This window comes from Streptomyces sp. NBC_01261, from assembly GCF_036226385.1.
Taxonomy (GTDB): Bacteria; Actinomycetota; Actinomycetes; order Streptomycetales; family Streptomycetaceae; genus Streptomyces.
Window position 1 is genome coordinate 8,276,055 of record NZ_CP108463.1, and the last position, 18,465, is coordinate 8,294,519.

Consider the following 18,465-nt stretch of genomic DNA (forward strand, 5'->3'; position numbering starts at 1 on the left):
CCCGCGCCCCTGAAAGACAAAAGACAACGGCGTTACTGCAGCGCCGCTTTCATCATTGCCTTGGCCACCGGGGCCGCCAGGCCGTTGCCGCTGATCTCCGACCTCGCCGCGTCGGACTGTTCCACCAGGACCGCCACCGCGACCTGCTTGCTCGTCGAGTCGGACTTGCCGTACGCGGTGAACCACGCGTACGGCGACTGGTCGTTGTTCTCGCCGTGCTGGGCCGTACCCGTCTTGCCGCCGACCGTCACACCGGCGATCTCGGCGTTCGTGCCGGTGCCGTCCGTGATGACCGTCTGCATCGCCGACTGGAGTTGCCGGGCCGTGCGCGAGCTGACGATCTGCTTCGTCGTCGTGCTGTCGTCGTAGTTGTGGACCACATCGCCGCCGCTGTCGGTGGTCTCGGACACCATGTGCGGGGAGACCAGCTTGCCGTCGTTGGCTATGGCTGCGGACACCATGGCCATCTGGAGCGGGGTGGCGGTCACGTCGTACTGGCCGATGCCCGTCAGGGCCGTGGACGACTTGTTCATGTTCGACGGGTACACACTCGGGTACGCCCGCACCGGGATGTCCAGCTTGTCGTCGTTGAAGCCGAACTTCTCGGCCATCGCCTTGACCTTGTCCTGGCCCAGGTCGACGGCCATCTTCGCGAACACGGTGTTGCACGAGTACTGGAGCGCGACCCGGATCGAGGCGTTCTCGCAGGGCGCGGAGGCGCTCTCGTTCGTCAGCTTCGTGACCGTGCCCGGCAGGGTGTACGGCGAGGGGCTCGTCGTCTTCTCGTCCACCGAGGAGTACAGGCCGTCCTCAAGCGCGGCGGCCGCCACGACCAGCTTGAACGTCGAACCGGGCGGCAGCGGCTGGCGCAGCGCGCGGTTGGTCAGCGGCTTGTCGGAGTCCGCGGTGAGCTGCTTCCAGGCCGACGCGGCGGTGTTGGCGTCGGTCAGCGCGGAGGGGTCGTAGGACGGGGTCGAGACGACGGCGAGGATCTTGCCGGTCGTCGGATCGATCGCGACGGCCGCACCCTTCTTGTCGCCGAGCGCGTCGTACGCCGCCTTCTGCACATCCGGGTCGATCGTCGTGACCACGTTGCCCGGGGCCGCCCGCTCGCCCGTGACCGTGTCCATGGCGGTCTTCAGGCTGCTGTCCGTGCCGTCGAGGAGATCGGCGTAGATCCCCTCCAGCTGTGTCGGCGCGTAACTCTGCGAGGCGTAGCCCGTCACCGCCGCGTAGAGCTTGCCGTCCGTGTACGTGCGTTTGTACGCGAGATCGCTGCTCCCCGTCCGCGCCGAGCCGGTGATCGCGTTCCCGGCCACGATGATGTTCCCGAGCGGGTCCGCGTACGTCTCGATCGCGTTCCGCCGGTTGTCCTTGTCGTCCGCGAGTGCCTGGCCGTCGTAGAACTGCACCCAGGTCGCCCGCAGCAGGAGGGCGAGAACGAGGAGCAGTACGAAGACGGAGGTGCGCCTGATCGTCTTGTTCATCCCGCTCTGAAGACGACCGGACGGGAACGAATCGTTCCCTTACGGCGCTTTTCTCATCGAGCGCTCATGAAGCCGGCTCGACGAGTGTTCACGAACTCAGCGTCAGTAGCAGCTCGTCGATCTCCTCGCCCCGCGCGTTCGCGAACCCCCGGTCGTGGCCGTCGACGACGAAGCCGCACTTCTCCAGCACGCGCCGCGAGCCCTCGTTGTCGGCCGCCACGCGCGCGTGCACCGGGCGTTCGGGCGCCTCGGCCAGGAGGTCGCGCAGTGCGGCCGTCGCGATGCCCTTGCCCCAGTAGGCGCGGTCGATCCAGTACGTCACCTCGCGCTCGTCCGGCTCCCCGTAGACCGCCACGTTGCCCACCACGTCGCCGTCCGCGAGGACCGTGCGGTTCAGCACGCCGGGCAGGGCGCGGATGCGCTTCCAGTGGGCGTCGAAGGCGTCCCGGTCGGTCGGGTCCTTCGCGGTGAAGGCGGCCATCCGGACGGACTCGGGGTCGTTCGTCAGCCGGAAGAAGACCGGCAGATCACTGTCGTGGACGGGACGGAGTGCGACCTGCATGGTTCAGAGCCTCCGGGTGGCGAGGGTCAGTCGGTCACGGGCGTCGAACAGGGCGTCCTTCACCATCTGCTCGTGCGCGGGCGTCAGCCGGGCCACCGGCACCGAGCAGCTGATCGCGTCCCGCGCGGGGGTGCGGTACGGGATCGCGACGCCGAAGCAGCGCAGGCCCAGCGTGTTCTCCTCGCGGTCCACGGCGAAGCCCTGGTCGCGGACCTGGTGGAGTTCCTCGATGAGCTTCTCGCGGTCGGTGATCGTGTGCTCGGTGAGGGCGGGCAGCGTCTCCGGGAGCATCTTGCGGACCTGCTCGTCGGAGTAGGTGCTCAGCAGCGCCTTGCCCAGCGAGGTCGAGTGCGCCGGGAGGCGGCGGCCGACGCGGGTGAAGGGCCGTAGATAGTGCTGGGACTGGCGGGTGGCCAGGTAGACCACGTTCGTGCCGTCGAGGCGGGCCAGGTGGATGGTCTCCGTGGTGTCGTCGGAGAGGCGGTCCAGCGTCGGACGGGCCGCCGCCACGACCTCGTCGCCGTCGATGTAGGAGGTGCCGACGAGCAGTGCCCGTACGCCGATTCCGTATCGCGTGCCCGTCGCGTCCGTCTCCACCCAGCCCAATTCGACCAGCGTGCGCAGCAACATGTAGAGACTGGACTTGGGGTATCCGACGGCCTCCTGGACCGCCGCGAGGGAGTGCATACCGGGCCGGCCCGCGAAGTATTCGAGCAGCTCCACCGTCCGCACCGCGGACTTGACCTGTGCCCCGCCGCCTGTCTCGCCTGCCGACATCGCCCTTGACCCCTTCGTTCGACGGGAAATAGTCTCCGAGAGCATATTCATCATCAGAGACAGCGTTCAGCATATCGAACGACCCTGGTGAATGACCCAGAACTGCGGCATTACATGTGTGGAGGGACCCGCGGTGGCAGCAGCACCAGTCTGGAGTGTCGACCCCCGAACCGGGAAGCAGCGTGAACAGGTTGCGGTGGAGGCCACAGCCCAGGAGGTGGACACCGCCGTCCGTGCCGCGCACGCGGCACGGGGTTCGCTCGCCGACCGTACGGTCCGTGCCGCCTTCCTGCGCGGTGCCGCCGACCAGCTCGAAGCGGCCAAGAACCAGTTGGTCGAGGTCGCCGACGCGGAGACCGCGCTGGGCCCGGTCCGCCTCAACGGCGAACTCGCCCGCACCTGCTACCAGTTGAGGGCCTTCGCGGACATCGTCGACGAGGGCGCCTTCCTCGACGTGGTCATCAACCACCCCGACGACACGGCCACCCCGCCGATCCCGGACCTGCGCCGCTACAAGGTGCCGCTGGGCGTCGTCGCCGTCTACTCGGCCTCCAACTTCCCCTTCGCCTTCTCGGTTCCCGGCGGAGACACCGCGAGCGCGCTGGCCGCCGGCTGCCCGGTCGTCGTCAAGGCGCACCCCGACCACCCCGGCCTGTCCGAGCTGGTCGCGAGCGTGCTGCGCCGGGCCGCCGCCGAGCAGGGCATCCCGGCCGGCGTCCTCGGCCTGGTGCACGGCTTCGAGGCGGGCGTCGAACTGGTCAAGCACCCGCTGGTCTCGGCGGCCGGGTTCACCGGTTCCGTACGGGGCGGTCGCGCGTTGTTCGACGCGGCGGCGGCGCGACCGGTTCCGATCCCGTTCCACGGCGAACTGGGCTCCCTGAACCCGGTAGTTGTCACCGAGGCTGCTGCCGCCGAGCGGGCCGAGGCGATCGGCACCGGTCTCGCCGGTTCGATGACCCTGGGCGTCGGCCAGTTCTGCGTGAAGCCGGGGCTTGTGCTCGTGCCGTCCGGTTCTGCCGGGGACGGGCTGGTCAAGTCCCTCACCGATGCCGTCAGCGACACGGACTCCGGGGTGCTGCTGGACCACCGGATGCGCGACAACTTCCTCGCGGGCGTCACCGAGCGGGCCGGGCTGCCCGAGGTGGAGTCGCCGGTGACGCCGGGCGCGGGCAGTGAGCACACGGTGAGTCCCGGGTTCCTGACGGTGCCGGCGGAGAAGCTGGTGTCCGAGGGGGCGTACGACCTGCTTCTTGAGGAGTGCTTCGGGCCTGTCACTGTCGTGGCGCGCTACGACGATGACGCGCAGGCTCATGCCGTGTTGTCGCGACTGCCCGGGAATCTTACGGCGACGGTTCATCTGTCGGCGGGGGAGGCGGCCGGGGAGGGGCGTGGGGTGGAGATCCTGGCAGAGCTGACGCCGTTGGCCGGGCGGGTGTTGGTCAATGCGTGGCCTACGGGGGTTGCGGTGGCGCCCGCGCAGCATCACGGGGGGCCTTATCCCGCCACGACGTCTACCTCGACTTCCGTTGGTGGTACGGCTATTGAGCGGTGGCTGCGGCCTGTGGCTTACCAGAACACGCCTGAAGCGTTGCTGCCGTCGGAGTTGCGGGACGGTAATCCGCTGGGGCTGCCCCGGCGTTATGACGGGCGTTTGGAGCGGTAGCGCCTTTGGGGTGCGGTTGAGTACGGAGTGCCGGTCCGTTGTGGCTGGTCGCGCCCACGCGGCGGAGCCGCAAAACGGCACAGCCCCGCGCCCCTAAAAACACCTCCCCCTGGCCTGAGATGATGAGTGGATGGAATTGGAGATCTCCCAACTGCCCTTTCCCCTGCGGACTTACGGGCCCGACGGGCATTGGTCGTACGACGATGGTGTGCTCAGCGGGTGGGCCGGGCCCCGTCAGGATCGGTTCGTGCCGCCCACCGGGGAAGGGTTGGACCCCGCTTCCGATGCGCCCCGTCTTCTCGGGGCGCCGCACGGGGACTTTCAGCTCATAGCCCGGGTGACCGTGGGGTTCGCGGGGTCCTTCGATGCGGGGGTGCTGTACGTCCACGTCGGAGAGCGGGCCTGGGCCAAGCTCTGTCTGGAGTATTCGCCCGATGTGCCGACCGTCTGCACGGTGGTCACTCGGGGGCACTCGGATGATGCCAACTCCTTTGCCGTGGACGGGAGTTCGGTGTGGCTGCGGGTCAGCCGGACCGGGCGGGCGTTTGCCTTTCACGCGTCCCGGGACGGGAAGAAGTGGATATTCATCCGGCTCTTCACCCTCGGTGACGAGAAGGAGACGGGCGACGCGCTCGTCGGGTTCATGACGCAGTCGCCGATGGGGGAGGGGTGTGTCGTGACGTACGACCACCTTGAGTTCAGGCCCAGTTGGCCGGACGATCTGCGAGACGGAAGCTGAGGAAGGCCGTCACCGCGAAGAGGATCGCGCTGATCGCGAGGCTCTCTCGCAGGCCTGCCGTGAAGTCGGCGGAGACCAGCGCCCCGAACACGGCGATCCCAGGCCGCTGGCCACCTGACGTGCGGAGTTGAGGACTCCGGCCGCCAGGCCCGCACGCTCCGCCGCCACCGCGTCCATCATCACGGCGGTCAGCGGTGGGACCGTGAGGGCGCAGCCCAGGGCCATCGGTACGAGGAGTACGGCCACCAGGAGCGGGGGCGTGCCCGCACCGACTACGCCGCCGTCGCCAACGAGGTCGCCCGCCTCGCCCTCGTCGCCCCCGTACGGCCGGGCGGGCAGACCCAGTTCACGCAGACCCCGCTGCCGCCCGAGCGCGGCACCGCCTGCGCCGACACCCGCGGCTGGGCCATGCGCAACCTCGACAAGCCGCTCACCCTCACCGACCTGGCCCGGCACGCGGGTGTCAGTGCGCGGACCCTCACCCGCCGGTTCCATGCCGAGAGCGGCGTAAGCCCCCTGCAGTGGCTGCTCCATCAGCGCGTCGAGCGGGCCAGGGAACTCCTGGAAACCACCGCCCAACCCATGGACCAGCTGGCCCGCGCCTGCGGCCTGGGCACGGCGGACTCCCTGCGCGGCCACCTCGTCCGCCGCACCGGGCTGACGCCGAGCGCGTACCGGGCCCGGTTCAGCCGCCTGGGAACCGGAGGGGCCGAGGTCACGTCATCCGCTGCGTGATCAGAGACCGTGCCATCGCGAACCGGGTGATCAGAACCGCCCTGCCCGCCGAGGCGGAGCGCGTCGCCGCGCTGCACGCGCGCGCCCGGGCGACGTACTACCCCGACGGCGTCCCGGAGGACGGGCGGGACTGGCTCGCCGCCTGGCGGGGCGTCATCGAGCGGCCCGACGCCCATGTGCTCTGCGCGGTCGAGAACGGCCGTATCGTCGCCATCGCCTGCTTCCGCACCCAGGAGGGCGACCCGGCGGACACGGTCACGCTGTTCCAGTTCCACGTCGACCCCGACGCGTGGCGTTCCGGCCTCGGCACGGCCCTGCACGCGGCCTGCCTCGAACAGTGGCGGGCCGACGGTCGGCGGACCGCCGTACTCGACGTCCATGTCGACAACGAACGCGCGCAGGCCTTCTACGTCCGGCAGGGCTGGGCCGCCGAGCCGGCCGACGGCAGTCACCACCTGGAGATGCGCCTGGTCGTGACGGGGGAATGAAGCGAGCTGCTTGAACGTTCACGGGGGAGACAGAGAGCCTCTGTGCCTCACCCGTACGTCCTGAAGAGAGCCGAAGAATGCGCGTCGAGATCTGGTCCGACATCGCCTGCCCGTGGTGCTACGTGGGCAAGGCCCGCTTCGAGAAGGCGCTCGACGCGTTCCCGCACCGCGACGGGGTCCAGATCGTGCACCGGTCCTTCGAACTGGACCCGGGGCGCGCCAAGGACGACACCCAGCCCGTGCTCAAGATGCTCACCAAGAAGTACGGCATGAGCGAGGCGCAGGCGCAGGCCGGTGAGGACAACCTGGGCACGCAGGCCGCCGCCGAGGGGCTGGACTACCGCACCCGCGACCGCGACCACGGCAGCACCTTCGACATGCACCGCCTCCTCCACTTCGCCAAGGCCGAGGGCCGCCAGGACGAGCTGATCCAGGCGCTGTACAAGGCGAACTTCGCCGAGGAGCGCTCCGTGTTCGGCGACGACGAGCGGCTCGTCGAGCTGGCCGTCGGGGTCGGACTGGACGCCGAGGACGCCCGCAAGGTGCTGGCCGACCCGACCGCGTACGCCGACGACGTCCGCGCCGACGAGCGCGAGGCCGCCGAGCTGGGCGCGAACGGCGTCCCCTTCTTCGTCCTCGACCGCAAGTACGGCGTCTCCGGCGCCCAGCCCGCCGAGGTCTTCGCCCAGGCGCTGACCCAGGCGTGGGGCGAGCACGCGCCGCTGAAGCTGATCGACAGCGGGGCCGGCAGTGGTGGCGACGGCGGCGCGGAGGCGTGCGGCCCCGACGGGTGCGCGGTACCGCAGGCCTGAAAAGGTGCTGGTCAGGGCCGATCGCCCGTCGATCATGCCGTGACCTATAAGCGTTCCTTAGCGGATCCACGTAAAAAATCGCAATGGACGAGGGCCTCTCGGCACCGCAGAGTGGTGGCATGGAGACCTTCGAGAGCCTCGTCCGCGCCGAGTTCGCCCCGAAGAACACCTACCTCAACACCGCGAGTACCGGCCTCCTCCCGACCCGCACGGTCACGGCGATGCACACCGCCATCGAAGCCGCGGCGGTCGGCACACCGACCGACATGTTCGACGACGTCGAGGCGTCCCGCGCCGCCTTCGCCCGGCTGACCCGCGTGCCGGTCGGCCGGGTGGCGGCCGGTGCCTCGGTCGCGGTCTACAGCGGACTGATCGCCTCGTCACTGCCCGCCGGCGCCGAAGTCCTCACCGCCGAGGCGGACTTCAGCTCGGTCGTGAACCCCTTCCACATGCGCGCCGACCTCAAGGTGCGCGCCGTCCCGCTGGAGCGGATCGCCGAGTCGGTACGCCCGGGCACCGCGCTCGTCGCGGTCAGTGCCGCCCAGTCCGCCGACGGCCGCATCGCCGACCTGCCCGCGCTCCGGGCGGCGGCACGTGAACACGGGGCGCGTACGTACGTCGACGCGTCGCAGGCCGTCGGCTGGTTCGACCTCGACGCGGGCGCCTACGACTATGTCGCCGCCGTCGGCTTCAAGTGGCTCTTCTGCCCGCGCGGGGTCGCCTTCCTGGTCACCCCGGAGGACCTCGGCGGCCTCAACCCGGTCTTCGCAGGCTGGGTCGCGGGCGAGGCGCCCTGGGACAGCTGCTACGGCCCGGTCGAGGAACTCGCCCACTCCGCCCGCCGGTTCGACGAGAGCCCGGCCCTCTTCTCCTACGCCGGTGCCCGCCACTCCCTCGCGCTGCTGGAGGAGTTGGGGGTCGACGCCGTACGCGCCCACGACCTGACCCTCGCCGACCGCTTCCGCGCGGGTCTCGACACCCTCGGGCACGCACCGGTGGCGTCCCCCGGCTCACCGATCGTCTCCGTGCCCGGACTCGGCCACCGGCAGGGCGAGTTGAGCGCGGCCGGGGTCGAAGTCTCCGACCGCGCGGGGAACTTGAGGGCGGCCTTCCATCTCTACAACACCGCTGAGGACGTCGACCGTCTGCTGGAGGTCCTGGCCGGCTGACGTGGGCAGAAGAGGCTGCTGCCGTACGGGAGTCGAAGTGCGGAAGGGCACCCCGGTCGCCGTGACCGGGGTGCCCTCGCGGTGAACCGCCTCGCCGTCACCGCACCGGAGTGAAGTCCCGGGCGCCGATGAACTCGGGGCGTCGTACCGGAGCCGCGAACGGCTCGACGGCCTTGTTCTCCACGCTGTTGAACACGATGAAGACGTTGCTGCGCGGGAACGGCGTGATGTTGTCGCCGGAGCCGTGCATGCAGTTGCAGTCGAACCAGGTCGCCGAACCCGCCCTGCCCGTGAACAACTTGATGCCGTACTCGGAGGCCATGCCGGTCAGCGCCTCGTCGGACGGGGTGCCCGCGTCCTGCATCTGGAGCGACTGGCGGTAGTTGTCCTCGGGGGTCGCGCCCGCGCAGCCGAGGAACGTCCGGTGCGAGCCCGGCATGATCATGAGGCCGCCGTTGGTGTCGTGGTTCTCGGTGAGCGCGATCGACACGGACACGGTGCGCATGTTCGGCAGCCCGTCCTCGGCGTGCCAGGTCTCGAAGTCCGAGTGCCAGTAGAAGCCGCTCGCGCCGAACCCGGGCTTCACGTTGATCCGGGACTGGTGGACGTACACGTCCGAGCCGAGGATCTGCCGCGCCCGCCCGACGACCCGCTCGTCGCGCACGAGCCGCGCGAACACCTCGCTGATCCGGTGCACCTCGAAGACGGACCGGATCTCCTTGGACTTCGACTCGATGATCGACCGCTCGTCGGCCCGGATCGCCGGGTCCGCGATCAGCCGCTCCAACTCCCGCCGGTAGACGTCGACTTCGTCGTCCCGGAGGAGTTCCCGCATGGAGAGGAAGCCGTCGCGCTCGAACGCCTGGAGGTCGGCCGTCGGGATCGGCCCCGGGGTGTCGGGGGAGCCCCAGACGACGGGGTCCTTGCGCGGGGCGGACACCTCGGTGGTGCCGCGGCTGGGGTACAGGTCGGTGACGCTGGTGACGGTGGTCATGCTCGTCACACCTCCTCGGGCTCGGTCGGCTGGGGGTCCCCCCAGGCATTCGGCTCTGGGGGAGGGTAGACGCCGTTCTCGTCGTGGTCCTCCCGTCCGGTGACGGGCGGGTTGAAGACACAGATGCAGCGGAAATCCTCCTTGATCCGCATCGTGTGCCGCTCGTGGCCGTCGAGGAGGTACATGGTCCCGGGCGTGATCGTGTACGTCTGCCCGGTCTCGTTGTCGGTGAGTTCGGCGTGGCCCTCGACACAGACGACGGCCTCGATGTGGTTCGCGTACCACATCGACGTCTCGGTACCCGCGTAGAGGATGGTCTCGTGCACCGAGAAACCGACCCGCTCCTTGGCGAGGACGATGCGCTTGCTCTCCCAGGTGCCGGACGCGGACCTGATGTGCCGGTCGGTGCCTTCGAGTTCCTTGAACGAACGAACAATCACGGTGCTTTGACGCCTCCTTGACGTGGTGTCAGATGGTCGGGCCGGTCAGGTTGTTCAGACGGTTTCGCGTACGGCGCGGGCTAGGATGCTCAGCCCCTCGTCCAGCTCCTCGGGGGTGATGGTCAGCGCGGGGAGGAGTTTCACGACCTCGCTCTGCGGGCCCGACGTCTCGACGAGCAGGCCGAGTTCGAAGGCGCGGGCGCAGATCTTGCCGGCGCGCTCGGGGTCCTTGAACTCGATGCCCCAGACCAGCCCGCGGCCCCGGTACTCCTTGATGTCGGCGAGGTTCTCCTCGGTGATGGAGATCAGCCCCTGCTCGACCTGCTCACCCCGGGCCCGGGTCTGCTTCTCCATCGCGGAACCGTCCGCCCAGTACGTCTCCAGGGCGGCGGTGGCGGTGACGAACGCCGGGTTGTTGCCGCGGAACGTGCCGTTGTGCTCACCCGGCTCCCAGATGTCCAGCTCGGGCTTGAACAGGCACAGGGACATCGGAAGGCCGTAGCCGCTGATGGACTTGGACACGGTGACGATGTCCGGGACGATGCCGGACTCCTCGAAGGAGAAGAACGCGCCGGTGCGGCCGCAGCCCATCTGGATGTCGTCGACGATCAGCAGCATGTCCTGGCGCTCGCACAACTCGGCCAGCGCGCGCAGCCATTCGGGGCGGGCGACGTTGATGCCGCCCTCGCCCTGCACGGACTCGACGATCACGGCGGCGGGCTTGTTGAGGCCGGAGCCCTGGTCCTCCAACAGCCGCTCGAACCACAGGAAGTCGGGGACCTTGCCGTCGAAGTAGTTGTCGAAGGGCATCGGCGTGCCGTGCACCAGCGGGACACCTGCGCCGGCCCGCTTGAAGGCGTTCCCGGTCACGGCGAGCGAGCCGAGGGACATCCCGTGGAAGGCGTTGGTGAACGACACGATCGCCTCGCGCCCTTTCACCTTCCGCGCCAACTTCAGTGCGGACTCAACGGCGTTGGTGCCGGTCGGGCCCGGGAACATCACCTTGTACGGCAGGTCGCGCGGCCGTAGCACCAGGTCCTGGAAGGTCTGGAGGAAGGCGCGCTTGGCACTGGTCGACATGTCGAGCCCGTGCGTGACGCCGTCCCGCTCCAGGTAGTCGATCAACGCCCGTTTCAGAACAGGGTTGTTGTGCCCGTAGTTCAGCGAGCCGGCGCCCGCGAAGAAGTCGAGGTAGGCGTGGCCGTCCTCGTCGTACATACGGCTGCCCCGGGCCCGGTCGAAGACGGTGGGCCAGGCGCGGCAGTAGCTGCGGACCTCGGACTCCAGGGTCTCGAAGACGCTGAGATCGGGCTGGGTGATGGTCACGCGAATTGCTCCTCGGGGTGGGGGTGCGGGTGTCGGGCAACGCGGGGCTCAGAGACCCAGCGGGCCGATGCGGTACAGCACCTCGGGGTCGTGCGGTCCGTCCGGGAAGTCACCGGCCTCGAAGAGGACCGTGCGCTCGACGGTGGCGTCGTGGCGTTCGGCGTACGACGTGAAGAGGCGCTCGGACGCGGTGTTGCCGGGGGCGATCGTGGTCTCGATCGCGGTCACCCCGTAGTCGTCCGCGACCCGCTCGGTGAGTCCGTCGAGCAGCCGTGCGGCCAGCCCGCGACCGCGCTGCGCGGCGTCGACAGCCACCTGCCACACGAGCAGGGTGCCCGGCCGGTCCGGCGGCACGTACCCGGTGACGAAGCCGACCGGCTCCCCGCGCTCGTCCCTTACGACGGCGGAGGTACCGGCGAAGTCCCGGCACCACAGCAGATAGCTGTACGACGAGTTCAGGTCGAGGGCGTTCGAGTCCTTGGCAATACGCCACAACGCGGCGCCGTCGGCCACCGTGGGGCGGTCGATGTGCAGGTCTGCTTGGGTGGCAGTCATGCGAATTGAATTTACCGAGGGAAATTCAAAATTGCATGCAGGTATGGGGTTACGTCTGAGGCGATGCTGTGTTACCACGCGTGCGAAGGCGTGGTCTATGCCCCGCTTTGACCGGCACATAAGGCGCGAAAAGGGCGCGCTGTGTAACGGGTCACAGGGGTGTAACCCTCACGAGATCTACGCGAATTGTTTGCGTTTGGGTGCGCGGAAATCGGGCAGAAGAGCAAGTGGAAGCTGCCCGTAAAGACGGCGATAAAATTCCCGGGAATTACATCGGAATTAGGCTCCGGTGACGCCGTCGATACTCGACCGGATGAATCGGCCCCCAGTACTCACCTCGGGCCACGACTACCGCCAGGTCTCCTCCACGGTGGACCGCGCGCCCTCCAGATCCACCGGCACCCCCTGCTCGGTCAGCGCCGCGCCCAGCGCTGCCAAGGAGTTCTGTACCGCCCCGATCGTCGCGTCCACCCCGTAGTGGTTGACCCGGATCATCTCCTTGGCCAGGGCACCCCCGCCGGCGGCCAGCGGCAAGGTCGGGTCCGAGGTCAGGGCCCTTGCCACCAGCTCCGAGGCCACGACACCCGGCGGCGTCCTGAGCGTCGTAGCGACCGGCGCGGCCTCGGCGGCGTCGTGGACGTACGGTTCGAGGCCGCCGCCCAGGGCGAGCGCGCCCGCGCGCGTCGCCGCCGCCGCGGTCGCGTGGCGGCGCATCAGCACATCGAGGCCCTCCGACTCGATGCGCTCCACGCACGCCTCCAGCGCGAGCATCTCCAACTGGGCCGGTGCGTGCGGCAGCGCCGTGCGGCCGGCGTCGGTCCAGCGGTCCTTCCAGTCGAGGAGGGAAAGGTACGAACGGCGCGGGGCCCCGGGGTTGGCCGTCATGCGAGCCCACGCCCGCGCGCTCACCGACACCGCCGACACACCCGCAGGCCCGCCCATCGCCTTCTGCGCGCCGATCACGCACAGGTCGACACCCCAGGCCTGCGGCAGCACCGGCTCCGCGCCGATGGACGCCACCGCGTCGAGGTAGAAGATCGCGCCGTGCGCGCGCACGATCTCGCCGATCTCCGCGACCGGGTTGGTGTTGCCGGTCGCGGCCTCCGCGTGGACGAGAGACACGAAGTCGATCTCCGGGTGCTCGGCGAACGCCTCCCGGATCTGGTCGGCGGTCACCGCCGTGTGGAACGGCACGGCGAGATCGATCACCTCGGCGCCGCAGTCCCGCAGCCAGTTCCCGAAGGTCTGCCCGTAGGGGCCGGTGACGACGTTCAGCGCGAGCGTGCCCGGCCCCGCCGTCGAACGGATCGCGCCCTCCAGCGGCAGCAGCGCCTCGCCCTGCATGATCACGACATCCTGCTCGGTGCCGAGCAGCCGGGCCACCCGGTCCTCGATCGAGGCGAAGTGCGCGGCGCTCAGCGGGGCCAGGTCGAGGAAGGGGTGGGTCATGGCGGTGCTCTTTCGCTCGCGGGGAGGGGCCGGGAGGGACGGTCCTGATCGACGGAGATGAGCGTAACCGGCGACTTCTTAGCCCGGACGGCCCCCTGGTCACCGTTCCGGGTGAGCGGCCCGCCGAACCCCTCCGAATAATCGGAACCCATAGTTCCGTCACAGGAGGCCTCCGTGAACACGCTCCTCGGCCGCCGGTCCCGCACCCTGGCCGCCACCACCGCGACGGCCGCGATCGCCCTCGTCCTCGTGGCCGGCTGCACGTCGAGCGACAGCGGCGGCAGCGGTTCGAAGACCGCCGCCGGTGGCGTCGAACTGGTCAAGGCCGGCCGGCTCACCACCTGCACCCACCTGCCCTACCCGCCCTTCCAGTCCGAGATCGACGGCAAGGTGCAGGGCTTCGACGTCTCCCTCATCGACCTGGTCGCCAAGAACCTCGGCGTGCAGCAGACGATCCTCGACACCCCCTTCGAGAACTTCAAGACCGGCGCCTTCCTCAACGCCGACGAGTGCGACCTGGCCGCCGCCGGCATGACCATCACCGCCGAGCGCAAGAAGAACGTCGACTTCTCCGACCCGTACTTCGACGCCACCCAGGCCGTCCTCGTCGACAGGAAGAGCGGGATCACCTCCCTCGCCGATGTGAGGACCAAGGGCAGGAAGCTCGGCGCCCAGGCGCAGACCACCGGCGAGGACTACGTCAAGAGCAAGGGCTTCGACCCCGTCTCCTTCGAGTCCTCCGACGCCGTCCTCAACGGCCTGCGCACCGGCCAGGTCCAGGCCGTCATCATCGACTACCCGGTGGTCCAGGGCTGGCTCAAGACCAAGGCCAACGCCGACGCCTTCAAGGTCGTCGACAACCTCAACACCGGTGAGCAGTACGGCTTCACGGTCAAGAAGGGCAACACGAAACTCCTCGCCGCCATCAACAGGGCCATCAAGGACGCGAAGGCAGACGGCACGTACAAGAAGCTCTACGAGAAGTGGATCGGTCCCTACGGCGCCTCGGCCACCGCCGCTCCGTCGGCCTCATGACCGGCGACACCGCGGACCCCGAACTCCAGCCCAGGAGACAGGGGTTGAGCAGACGTCAGCGGCGCAGACTGTCCCAAGGCGCGCAGTACGCCGTCTTCGCCGCTGTCGTGATCGTCTTCGCGGTCACCGCCGACTGGGGCCGCCTGAAGAACCAGTTCGCGCAGTGGAGCATCGCCAAGCAGATGTTCCCGGACGTCATCACCCTGGCGTTGAAGAACACCGTGCTCTACACCCTGTCGGGCTTCGTCTTCGGGCTGGTCCTCGGCATGGTCGTCGCGCTGATGCGGCTGTCGTCCGTGGGGCCCTACCGCTGGCTCGCCGGGATCTACATCGAGATCTTCCGCGGCCTGCCCGCCCTGCTGATCTTCATCTTCGTCGGCGTCGCCGTGCCGCTCGCCTTCCCGGGCACGGAGATCGTCGGCGGCACGTACGGCAAGGTCGCCCTCGCGCTCGGTCTGGTGTCGGCCGCGTACATGGCGGAGACGATCCGCGCGGGCATCCAGGCGGTGCCCAAAGGGCAGTCGGAGGCGGCCCGTTCGCTCGGTTTCTCCCCGGCGCGGGCCATGGTGTCGATCATCGTCCCGCAGGCGTTCCGGATCATCCTCCCGCCGCTGACCAACGAACTCGTCCTCCTCTTCAAGGACTCCTCCCTGGTCCTGTTCCTGGGCGTCACCCTGGAGGAACGCGAACTCTCCAAATACGGACGGGACTTGGCGAGTACGACGGCCAACTCCACGCCGATCCTGGTGGCGGGCCTGTGCTACCTCCTCGTCACGATCCCGCTGAGCTTCGTGGTCCGCCGCATGGAGACCAAGACGGGGGAGGCGGTCCGGTGAACCGCGGTCCCGTCACGGGTACCCCGGAGATCCAAGTCCGCGGCCTGCACAAGTCGTTCGGCACCAACGAGGTGCTGCGCGGCATCGACCTGGAGATCGGCCAGGGCGAGGTCGTGTGCGTCATCGGCCCCTCCGGCTCCGGCAAGTCGACCCTCCTGCGCTGCGTGAACCTGCTCGAAGAACCCACCCAGGGACGGGTGTTCGTCGGCGGCACCGAGATCACCGACCCCGACGTCGACATCGACGCCGTACGCCGCCGTATCGGCATGGTCTTCCAGCAGTTCAACCTCTTCCCGCACCTGACCGTCACCGAGAACCTCACCCTGCCCCAACGCCGGGTCCTGCGCCGCGACAGGACGGCGGCGGCCGAGGTCGCCGCGGAGAACCTCCGCCGCGTAGGCCTCTCGGAGAAGGCCGCCGCCTACCCCGCGTCCCTCTCCGGCGGCCAGCAGCAACGCGTGGCGATCGCAAGGGCGTTGGCGATGGGCCCCGAGGTGATGCTCTTCGACGAACCGACGTCGGCACTCGACCCCGAGCTGGTGGGGGACGTGCTGGCGGTCATGCGGATGCTCGCGAACGAGGGCATGACGATGATGGTCGTGACCCATGAGATGACGTTCGCGCGCGAGGTGGCGGATCGGGTTGTGTTCATGGACGGTGGCGTGATTGTCGAAGCCGGAACCCCGGACGGGGTGATCACCAACCCGCAGCACGCCCGCACCCGCCACTTCCTGTCCCGTCTACTGGACCCCGCGATGGCTGAAATGGACGACGAGGGCGGCGCCCCGTAGGGGGCGCGGGGCTGTATCGATTTGCGGCTCCGCCGCGTGGGCGCGACCAGCCACAACGGACCCGCACCCGACGAACTATCGTGCGTCCCATGAGTGATCTACCGGTGCTGCACATGAAGGGCCGAGTCCTGGCGGGCCCCGAGGACATCCGCGATGAACTCTGGGTGATCGACGGCCGCATCTCCTACGACCGTCCAACCCACGGACGCGACATCCGGACGGTAAACGGCTGGGCCCTCCCCGGCCTCGTCGACGCCCACTGCCACGTAGGCCTCGGCACCCACGGCCCCGTAGACGCCGAGACCGCCGAGACACAGGCCCTCACCGACCGCGACGCCGGCACCCTCCTGCTCCGCGACGCGGGCTCACCCTCGGACACCCGCTGGATCGACGACCGCGAAGACCTCCCGAAGATCATTCGCGCGGGCAGGCACATCGCCCGCACCCGCCGCTACATCCGCAACTTCGCCCACGAGATCGAACCTGACGAACTCGTCGCCTACGTCGCCCAGGAGGCCCAACGCGGCGACGGCTGGGTCAAGTTGGTCGGCGACTGGATCGACCGCGACCTCGGCGACCTCTCCGCCTGCTGGCCGCGCGAAGCGGTGGACGCGGCTATCGCCGAGGCCCACCGGCTCGGCGCGCGCGTCACCGCGCACTGCTTCGGGGAGGACGCGCTGCGCGACCTGGTCGACGCGGGCATCGACTGCATCGAGCACGCGACCGGCCTCACCGAGGACCTCGTCCCGCTGTTCGCCTCGCGGGGCGTCGCGATCGTCCCCACCCTCGTGAACATCGCGACCTTCCCGCGGCTCGCCGAGGGCGGCGACGCCAAGTTCCCGCGCTGGTCGGCCCATATGCGGCGACTGTACGAGCGGCGCTACGACACCGTGCGCGCCGCCTACGACGCCGGCGTCCCGGTCTACGTCGGCACGGACGCCGGGGGTTCCCTCGCCCACGGCCTGGTGGCCGCCGAGGTCGCCGAACTCGTCACCGCCGGCATCCCCGCCGTAGAGGCGCTGTCGGCGACCGCGTGGGGTGCGCGGCGGTGGCTCGGGCGGCCCGGGCTCGATGAGGGTGCGCCGGCGGACTTCGTCGTCTACGAGGCGGACCCGCGCGCCGATGTGCGCGTGCTGGCGTCGCCGCGACGGGTGGTGCTGAACGGGCTGGTGGTCGAATAGTCGCCAGGCGATTCGAATACGTTCACGGAAATCCCACGATGGGGTGAAGTGACGCGGGATCGCTGACGGTTCACTCGTCGTGGGTAATTCTTACCGGGTCCCAAGCATGTCTCTTCTGGGGGTCCCACACCTTGAACGGCACCAACTTCCGCATGCCCGCACGCCGTTGGGCCACCGTGGCCACTGCGACCGCCCTCGCCGCCGGTCCCGTGGCGCTGGCCGGCGCGGGGTCCGCCCACGCGACCACCGACCAGGGTCGGGCTAGCGCCGTCGTGCTCCGCGCCGGGCTCGACGTGTCCCTGCTCAACAAGACCGTGGACGTCCCGCTCGCGGTCTCCCTCAACGAGGTCCAGGCGCCGCAGAGTGCCGAAAAGACCGCGCTCACCGCTCAGTTGGACGGGGTGAACGGCGGGCAGCCCTTCAGCGTGCTCAGCGCGGACGTCGCCACGGCGAAGGCGACGGTGTCCGCGACCAAGTCCGAGGGCTACGCGAACCTCGCCCACGCGCGGCTCCATGTTCCCGGGCTGCCGCTGCTCTCGCTCATCGAGGTCGACGCGGTCACCTCGAAGGCGACGTGCGAGGCGGGGAAGGCGCCTGTCGCCACGTCGCATCTGCCGGGGGCGGTGACGGTGCTCGGCAAGCGGATCACGGTAACCGCCAGTGGTCCTACGGATGTTGAGGTGCCGGGGGTCGGGTCCGTCCGCCTCGACCTGTCCAAGACGTCGACCACGTCCCGTACGGCCGCCGCGACCGCGCTCGAACTCAAGGTCTCCGTCAACCCGTTGAAGCTGAACGTTGCCGACGTGGAGGGGACGGTGACCTTGGCGCAGGCGACGTGCGAGGCGCCGAGGGTTGCCGCCGTGACCCCGCCCTCTTCTGAGCCCGCGCCGGATGTGAAGCCCCAAGGGGCGCCTGCGGAGGCGGGGTTGGCCGAGACGGGGGGTAGTTCCATGACGCCGTACGTCGCGGGTGGGGCGGTGTTGTTGCTGGCACTCGGCGGGGGAGCGGTACTGACAGCGCGCCGGCGCCGAGGCTGAGGAAACTGCCTTGCCCACCCACCCACCCGTCTCGGGCGTTTTAGAGGCTCAGCTTGAAAGACGGCAAACGGGCGGGCGGGTGGGCGGGTGCGCGGGTGCGCGGGTGGGTCGGAGGGCGGGAAGGCTTGAAGGGCAACCTCTTGGACGACTGAGACGGTCGGGCGGGAGGGGAAGGGCTCGGAGGCTGCCCTCTTGGCCGACCGAGTCGGGCGGGCAGGGTTTTGACGGTGGCCTCCCAGCCGACCGAGTCGGGCGGGGAAGGTTTGGAGGGTGGCCTCTCAGCCCACCGAGTTGGGTGGGTGGGCGGGAATGGTTTGGAGGGTGGCCCTTCAGCCCACCGAGTTGGGTGGGTGGCGGGGAAGGCTTGGGTGGTGGTCTCTCAGCCGACC

The 18,465-nt window shown here is 69.4% G+C and carries 18 protein-coding genes and 2 pseudogenes; 11 read left to right on the plus strand and 9 right to left on the minus strand.

Translation table 11 applies throughout. The features are described 5' to 3' along the window. Window positions 1-32: 32 nt before the first annotated feature. From OG226_RS36910 to OG226_RS36920, 3 genes are all read right to left on the minus strand, one after another. Window positions 33-1,487, minus strand: a complete 1,455-nt coding sequence (locus tag OG226_RS36910; protein WP_328684120.1) for a peptidoglycan D,D-transpeptidase FtsI family protein — start codon at window positions 1,485-1,487, stop codon at window positions 33-35. An 88-nt stretch (window positions 1,488-1,575) separates the two neighbouring features. Further along, window positions 1,576-2,049 carry a GNAT family N-acetyltransferase gene (locus OG226_RS36915; protein ID WP_328684121.1) on the minus strand — a complete coding sequence of 158 codons (474 nt, stop codon included), beginning with the start codon at window positions 2,047-2,049 and terminating at the stop codon, window positions 1,576-1,578. Between the two features lie 3 nt (window positions 2,050-2,052). After that, window positions 2,053-2,826 carry an IclR family transcriptional regulator gene (locus OG226_RS36920; RefSeq protein WP_019060609.1) on the minus strand — a complete coding sequence of 258 codons (774 nt, stop codon included), beginning with the start codon at window positions 2,824-2,826 and terminating at the stop codon, window positions 2,053-2,055. A gap of 133 nt (window positions 2,827-2,959) precedes the next feature. Between OG226_RS36920 and OG226_RS36925 the strand changes: the two genes are divergently transcribed. Both OG226_RS36925 and OG226_RS36930 read left to right on the plus strand, forming a co-directional pair. Further along, the gene (locus OG226_RS36925) at window positions 2,960-4,489 is read left to right on the plus strand and encodes an aldehyde dehydrogenase (NADP(+)) (RefSeq protein WP_328684123.1); all 1,530 of its coding nucleotides are present in this window, start codon (window positions 2,960-2,962) and stop codon (window positions 4,487-4,489) included. Window positions 4,490-4,619: 130 nt separating this feature from the next. After that, complete coding sequence (locus OG226_RS36930) at window positions 4,620-5,228, plus strand: DUF1349 domain-containing protein (RefSeq protein ID WP_328684124.1); 609 nt, start codon at window positions 4,620-4,622, stop codon at window positions 5,226-5,228. Here the strand turns inward: OG226_RS36930 and OG226_RS36935 are convergent. Next, window positions 5,188-5,501, minus strand: a pseudogene (locus OG226_RS36935) (MFS transporter); the annotation flags it as partial. The gene OG226_RS36930 and the pseudogene OG226_RS36935 sit on opposite strands and share 41 nt — an antisense overlap. Between OG226_RS36935 and OG226_RS36940 the strand changes: the two are divergent. The 4 genes and pseudogenes from OG226_RS36940 to OG226_RS36955 all read left to right on the plus strand — a co-directional run. Continuing rightward, window positions 5,493-5,963 (plus strand): annotated as a pseudogene (locus tag OG226_RS36940) (GlxA family transcriptional regulator); the annotation flags it as partial. The pseudogenes OG226_RS36935 and OG226_RS36940 overlap by 9 nt on opposite strands. Further along, complete coding sequence (locus OG226_RS36945; RefSeq protein WP_328684125.1) at window positions 5,960-6,451, plus strand: GNAT family N-acetyltransferase; 492 nt, start codon at window positions 5,960-5,962, stop codon at window positions 6,449-6,451. The pseudogene OG226_RS36940 and the gene OG226_RS36945, both read left to right, overlap by 4 nt. 77 nt (window positions 6,452-6,528) lie before the next feature. Further along, window positions 6,529-7,263 (plus strand): DsbA family oxidoreductase, encoded by a 735-nt coding sequence (locus OG226_RS36950; RefSeq protein WP_329351256.1) that lies wholly within the window; start codon window positions 6,529-6,531, stop codon window positions 7,261-7,263. Between the two features lie 119 nt (window positions 7,264-7,382). Further along, the gene (locus OG226_RS36955; protein ID WP_443066939.1) at window positions 7,383-8,432 is read left to right on the plus strand and encodes an aminotransferase class V-fold PLP-dependent enzyme; all 1,050 of its coding nucleotides are present in this window, start codon (window positions 7,383-7,385) and stop codon (window positions 8,430-8,432) included. A 97-nt stretch (window positions 8,433-8,529) separates the two neighbouring features. On the opposite strand, the gene thpD is transcribed toward OG226_RS36955, so the two are convergent. From thpD to OG226_RS36980, 5 genes are all read right to left on the minus strand, one after another. Then, window positions 8,530-9,426: an ectoine hydroxylase gene (thpD, locus tag OG226_RS36960; RefSeq protein ID WP_328684128.1), complete on the minus strand. Its 897-nt coding sequence runs from the start codon at window positions 9,424-9,426 to the stop codon at window positions 8,530-8,532. 5 nt (window positions 9,427-9,431) lie between these two features. Beyond that, the gene (locus OG226_RS36965; protein WP_329351258.1) at window positions 9,432-9,866 is read right to left on the minus strand and encodes an ectoine synthase; all 435 of its coding nucleotides are present in this window, start codon (window positions 9,864-9,866) and stop codon (window positions 9,432-9,434) included. Between the two features lie 54 nt (window positions 9,867-9,920). Continuing rightward, window positions 9,921-11,192: a diaminobutyrate--2-oxoglutarate transaminase gene (gene ectB, locus OG226_RS36970; RefSeq protein WP_328684130.1), complete on the minus strand. Its 1,272-nt coding sequence runs from the start codon at window positions 11,190-11,192 to the stop codon at window positions 9,921-9,923. Between the two features lie 48 nt (window positions 11,193-11,240). Next, the gene (gene ectA / locus OG226_RS36975; RefSeq protein WP_329351259.1) at window positions 11,241-11,747 is read right to left on the minus strand and encodes a diaminobutyrate acetyltransferase; all 507 of its coding nucleotides are present in this window, start codon (window positions 11,745-11,747) and stop codon (window positions 11,241-11,243) included. Between the two features lie 348 nt (window positions 11,748-12,095). Then, window positions 12,096-13,196 (minus strand): pyridoxal-phosphate-dependent aminotransferase family protein, encoded by a 1,101-nt coding sequence (locus OG226_RS36980; RefSeq protein ID WP_329351260.1) that lies wholly within the window; start codon window positions 13,194-13,196, stop codon window positions 12,096-12,098. Window positions 13,197-13,370: 174 nt separating this feature from the next. Between OG226_RS36980 and OG226_RS36985 the strand changes: the two genes are divergently transcribed. The 5 genes from OG226_RS36985 to OG226_RS37005 all read left to right on the plus strand — a co-directional run bounded on the left by OG226_RS36985 (window position 13,371) and on the right by OG226_RS37005 (window position 18,076). After that, a complete protein-coding gene (locus OG226_RS36985) occupies window positions 13,371-14,231 on the plus strand; it encodes a transporter substrate-binding domain-containing protein (RefSeq protein ID WP_329351262.1) in 861 nt (286 codons plus the stop codon). Then, window positions 14,228-15,067, plus strand: a complete 840-nt coding sequence (locus OG226_RS36990) for an amino acid ABC transporter permease (protein ID WP_328684134.1) — start codon at window positions 14,228-14,230, stop codon at window positions 15,065-15,067. Before OG226_RS36985 ends, OG226_RS36990 begins: the two co-directional genes overlap by 4 nt. After that, window positions 15,064-15,858 carry an amino acid ABC transporter ATP-binding protein gene (locus OG226_RS36995; RefSeq protein ID WP_329351264.1) on the plus strand — a complete coding sequence of 265 codons (795 nt, stop codon included), beginning with the start codon at window positions 15,064-15,066 and terminating at the stop codon, window positions 15,856-15,858. Before OG226_RS36990 ends, OG226_RS36995 begins: the two co-directional genes overlap by 4 nt. An 89-nt stretch (window positions 15,859-15,947) precedes the next feature. Next, the gene (locus tag OG226_RS37000; RefSeq protein WP_328684136.1) at window positions 15,948-17,039 is read left to right on the plus strand and encodes an amidohydrolase family protein; all 1,092 of its coding nucleotides are present in this window, start codon (window positions 15,948-15,950) and stop codon (window positions 17,037-17,039) included. 131 nt (window positions 17,040-17,170) lie between these two features. After that, the gene (locus OG226_RS37005) at window positions 17,171-18,076 is read left to right on the plus strand and encodes an SCO1860 family LAETG-anchored protein (RefSeq protein ID WP_328684137.1); all 906 of its coding nucleotides are present in this window, start codon (window positions 17,171-17,173) and stop codon (window positions 18,074-18,076) included. The last annotated feature ends 389 nt before the right edge of the window (window positions 18,077-18,465 follow it).

Excerpts from the sequence above, each read along its gene's own strand:
- OG226_RS36910 (WP_328684120.1), bottom strand. The coding sequence starts at position 1,487 with ATGAACAAGACGATCAGGCGCACCTCCGTCTTCGTACTGCTCCTCGTT.
- OG226_RS36915 (WP_328684121.1), bottom strand. The coding sequence starts at position 2,049 with ATGCAGGTCGCACTCCGTCCCGTCCACGACAGTGATCTGCCGGTCTTC.
- OG226_RS36920 (WP_019060609.1), bottom strand. The coding sequence starts at position 2,826 with ATGTCGGCAGGCGAGACAGGCGGCGGGGCACAGGTCAAGTCCGCGGTG.
- OG226_RS36930 (WP_328684124.1), top strand. The coding sequence starts at position 4,620 with ATGGAATTGGAGATCTCCCAACTGCCCTTTCCCCTGCGGACTTACGGG.
- OG226_RS36950 (WP_329351256.1), top strand. The coding sequence starts at position 6,529 with ATGCGCGTCGAGATCTGGTCCGACATCGCCTGCCCGTGGTGCTACGTG.
- OG226_RS36955 (WP_443066939.1), top strand. The coding sequence starts at position 7,383 with ATGGAGACCTTCGAGAGCCTCGTCCGCGCCGAGTTCGCCCCGAAGAAC.
- thpD (WP_328684128.1), bottom strand. The coding sequence starts at position 9,426 with ATGACCACCGTCACCAGCGTCACCGACCTGTACCCCAGCCGCGGCACC.
- ectA (WP_329351259.1), bottom strand. The coding sequence starts at position 11,747 with ATGACTGCCACCCAAGCAGACCTGCACATCGACCGCCCCACGGTGGCC.
- OG226_RS36980 (WP_329351260.1), bottom strand. The coding sequence starts at position 13,196 with ATGACCCACCCCTTCCTCGACCTGGCCCCGCTGAGCGCCGCGCACTTC.
- OG226_RS36990 (WP_328684134.1), top strand. The coding sequence starts at position 14,228 with ATGACCGGCGACACCGCGGACCCCGAACTCCAGCCCAGGAGACAGGGG.
- OG226_RS37000 (WP_328684136.1), top strand. The coding sequence starts at position 15,948 with ATGAGTGATCTACCGGTGCTGCACATGAAGGGCCGAGTCCTGGCGGGC.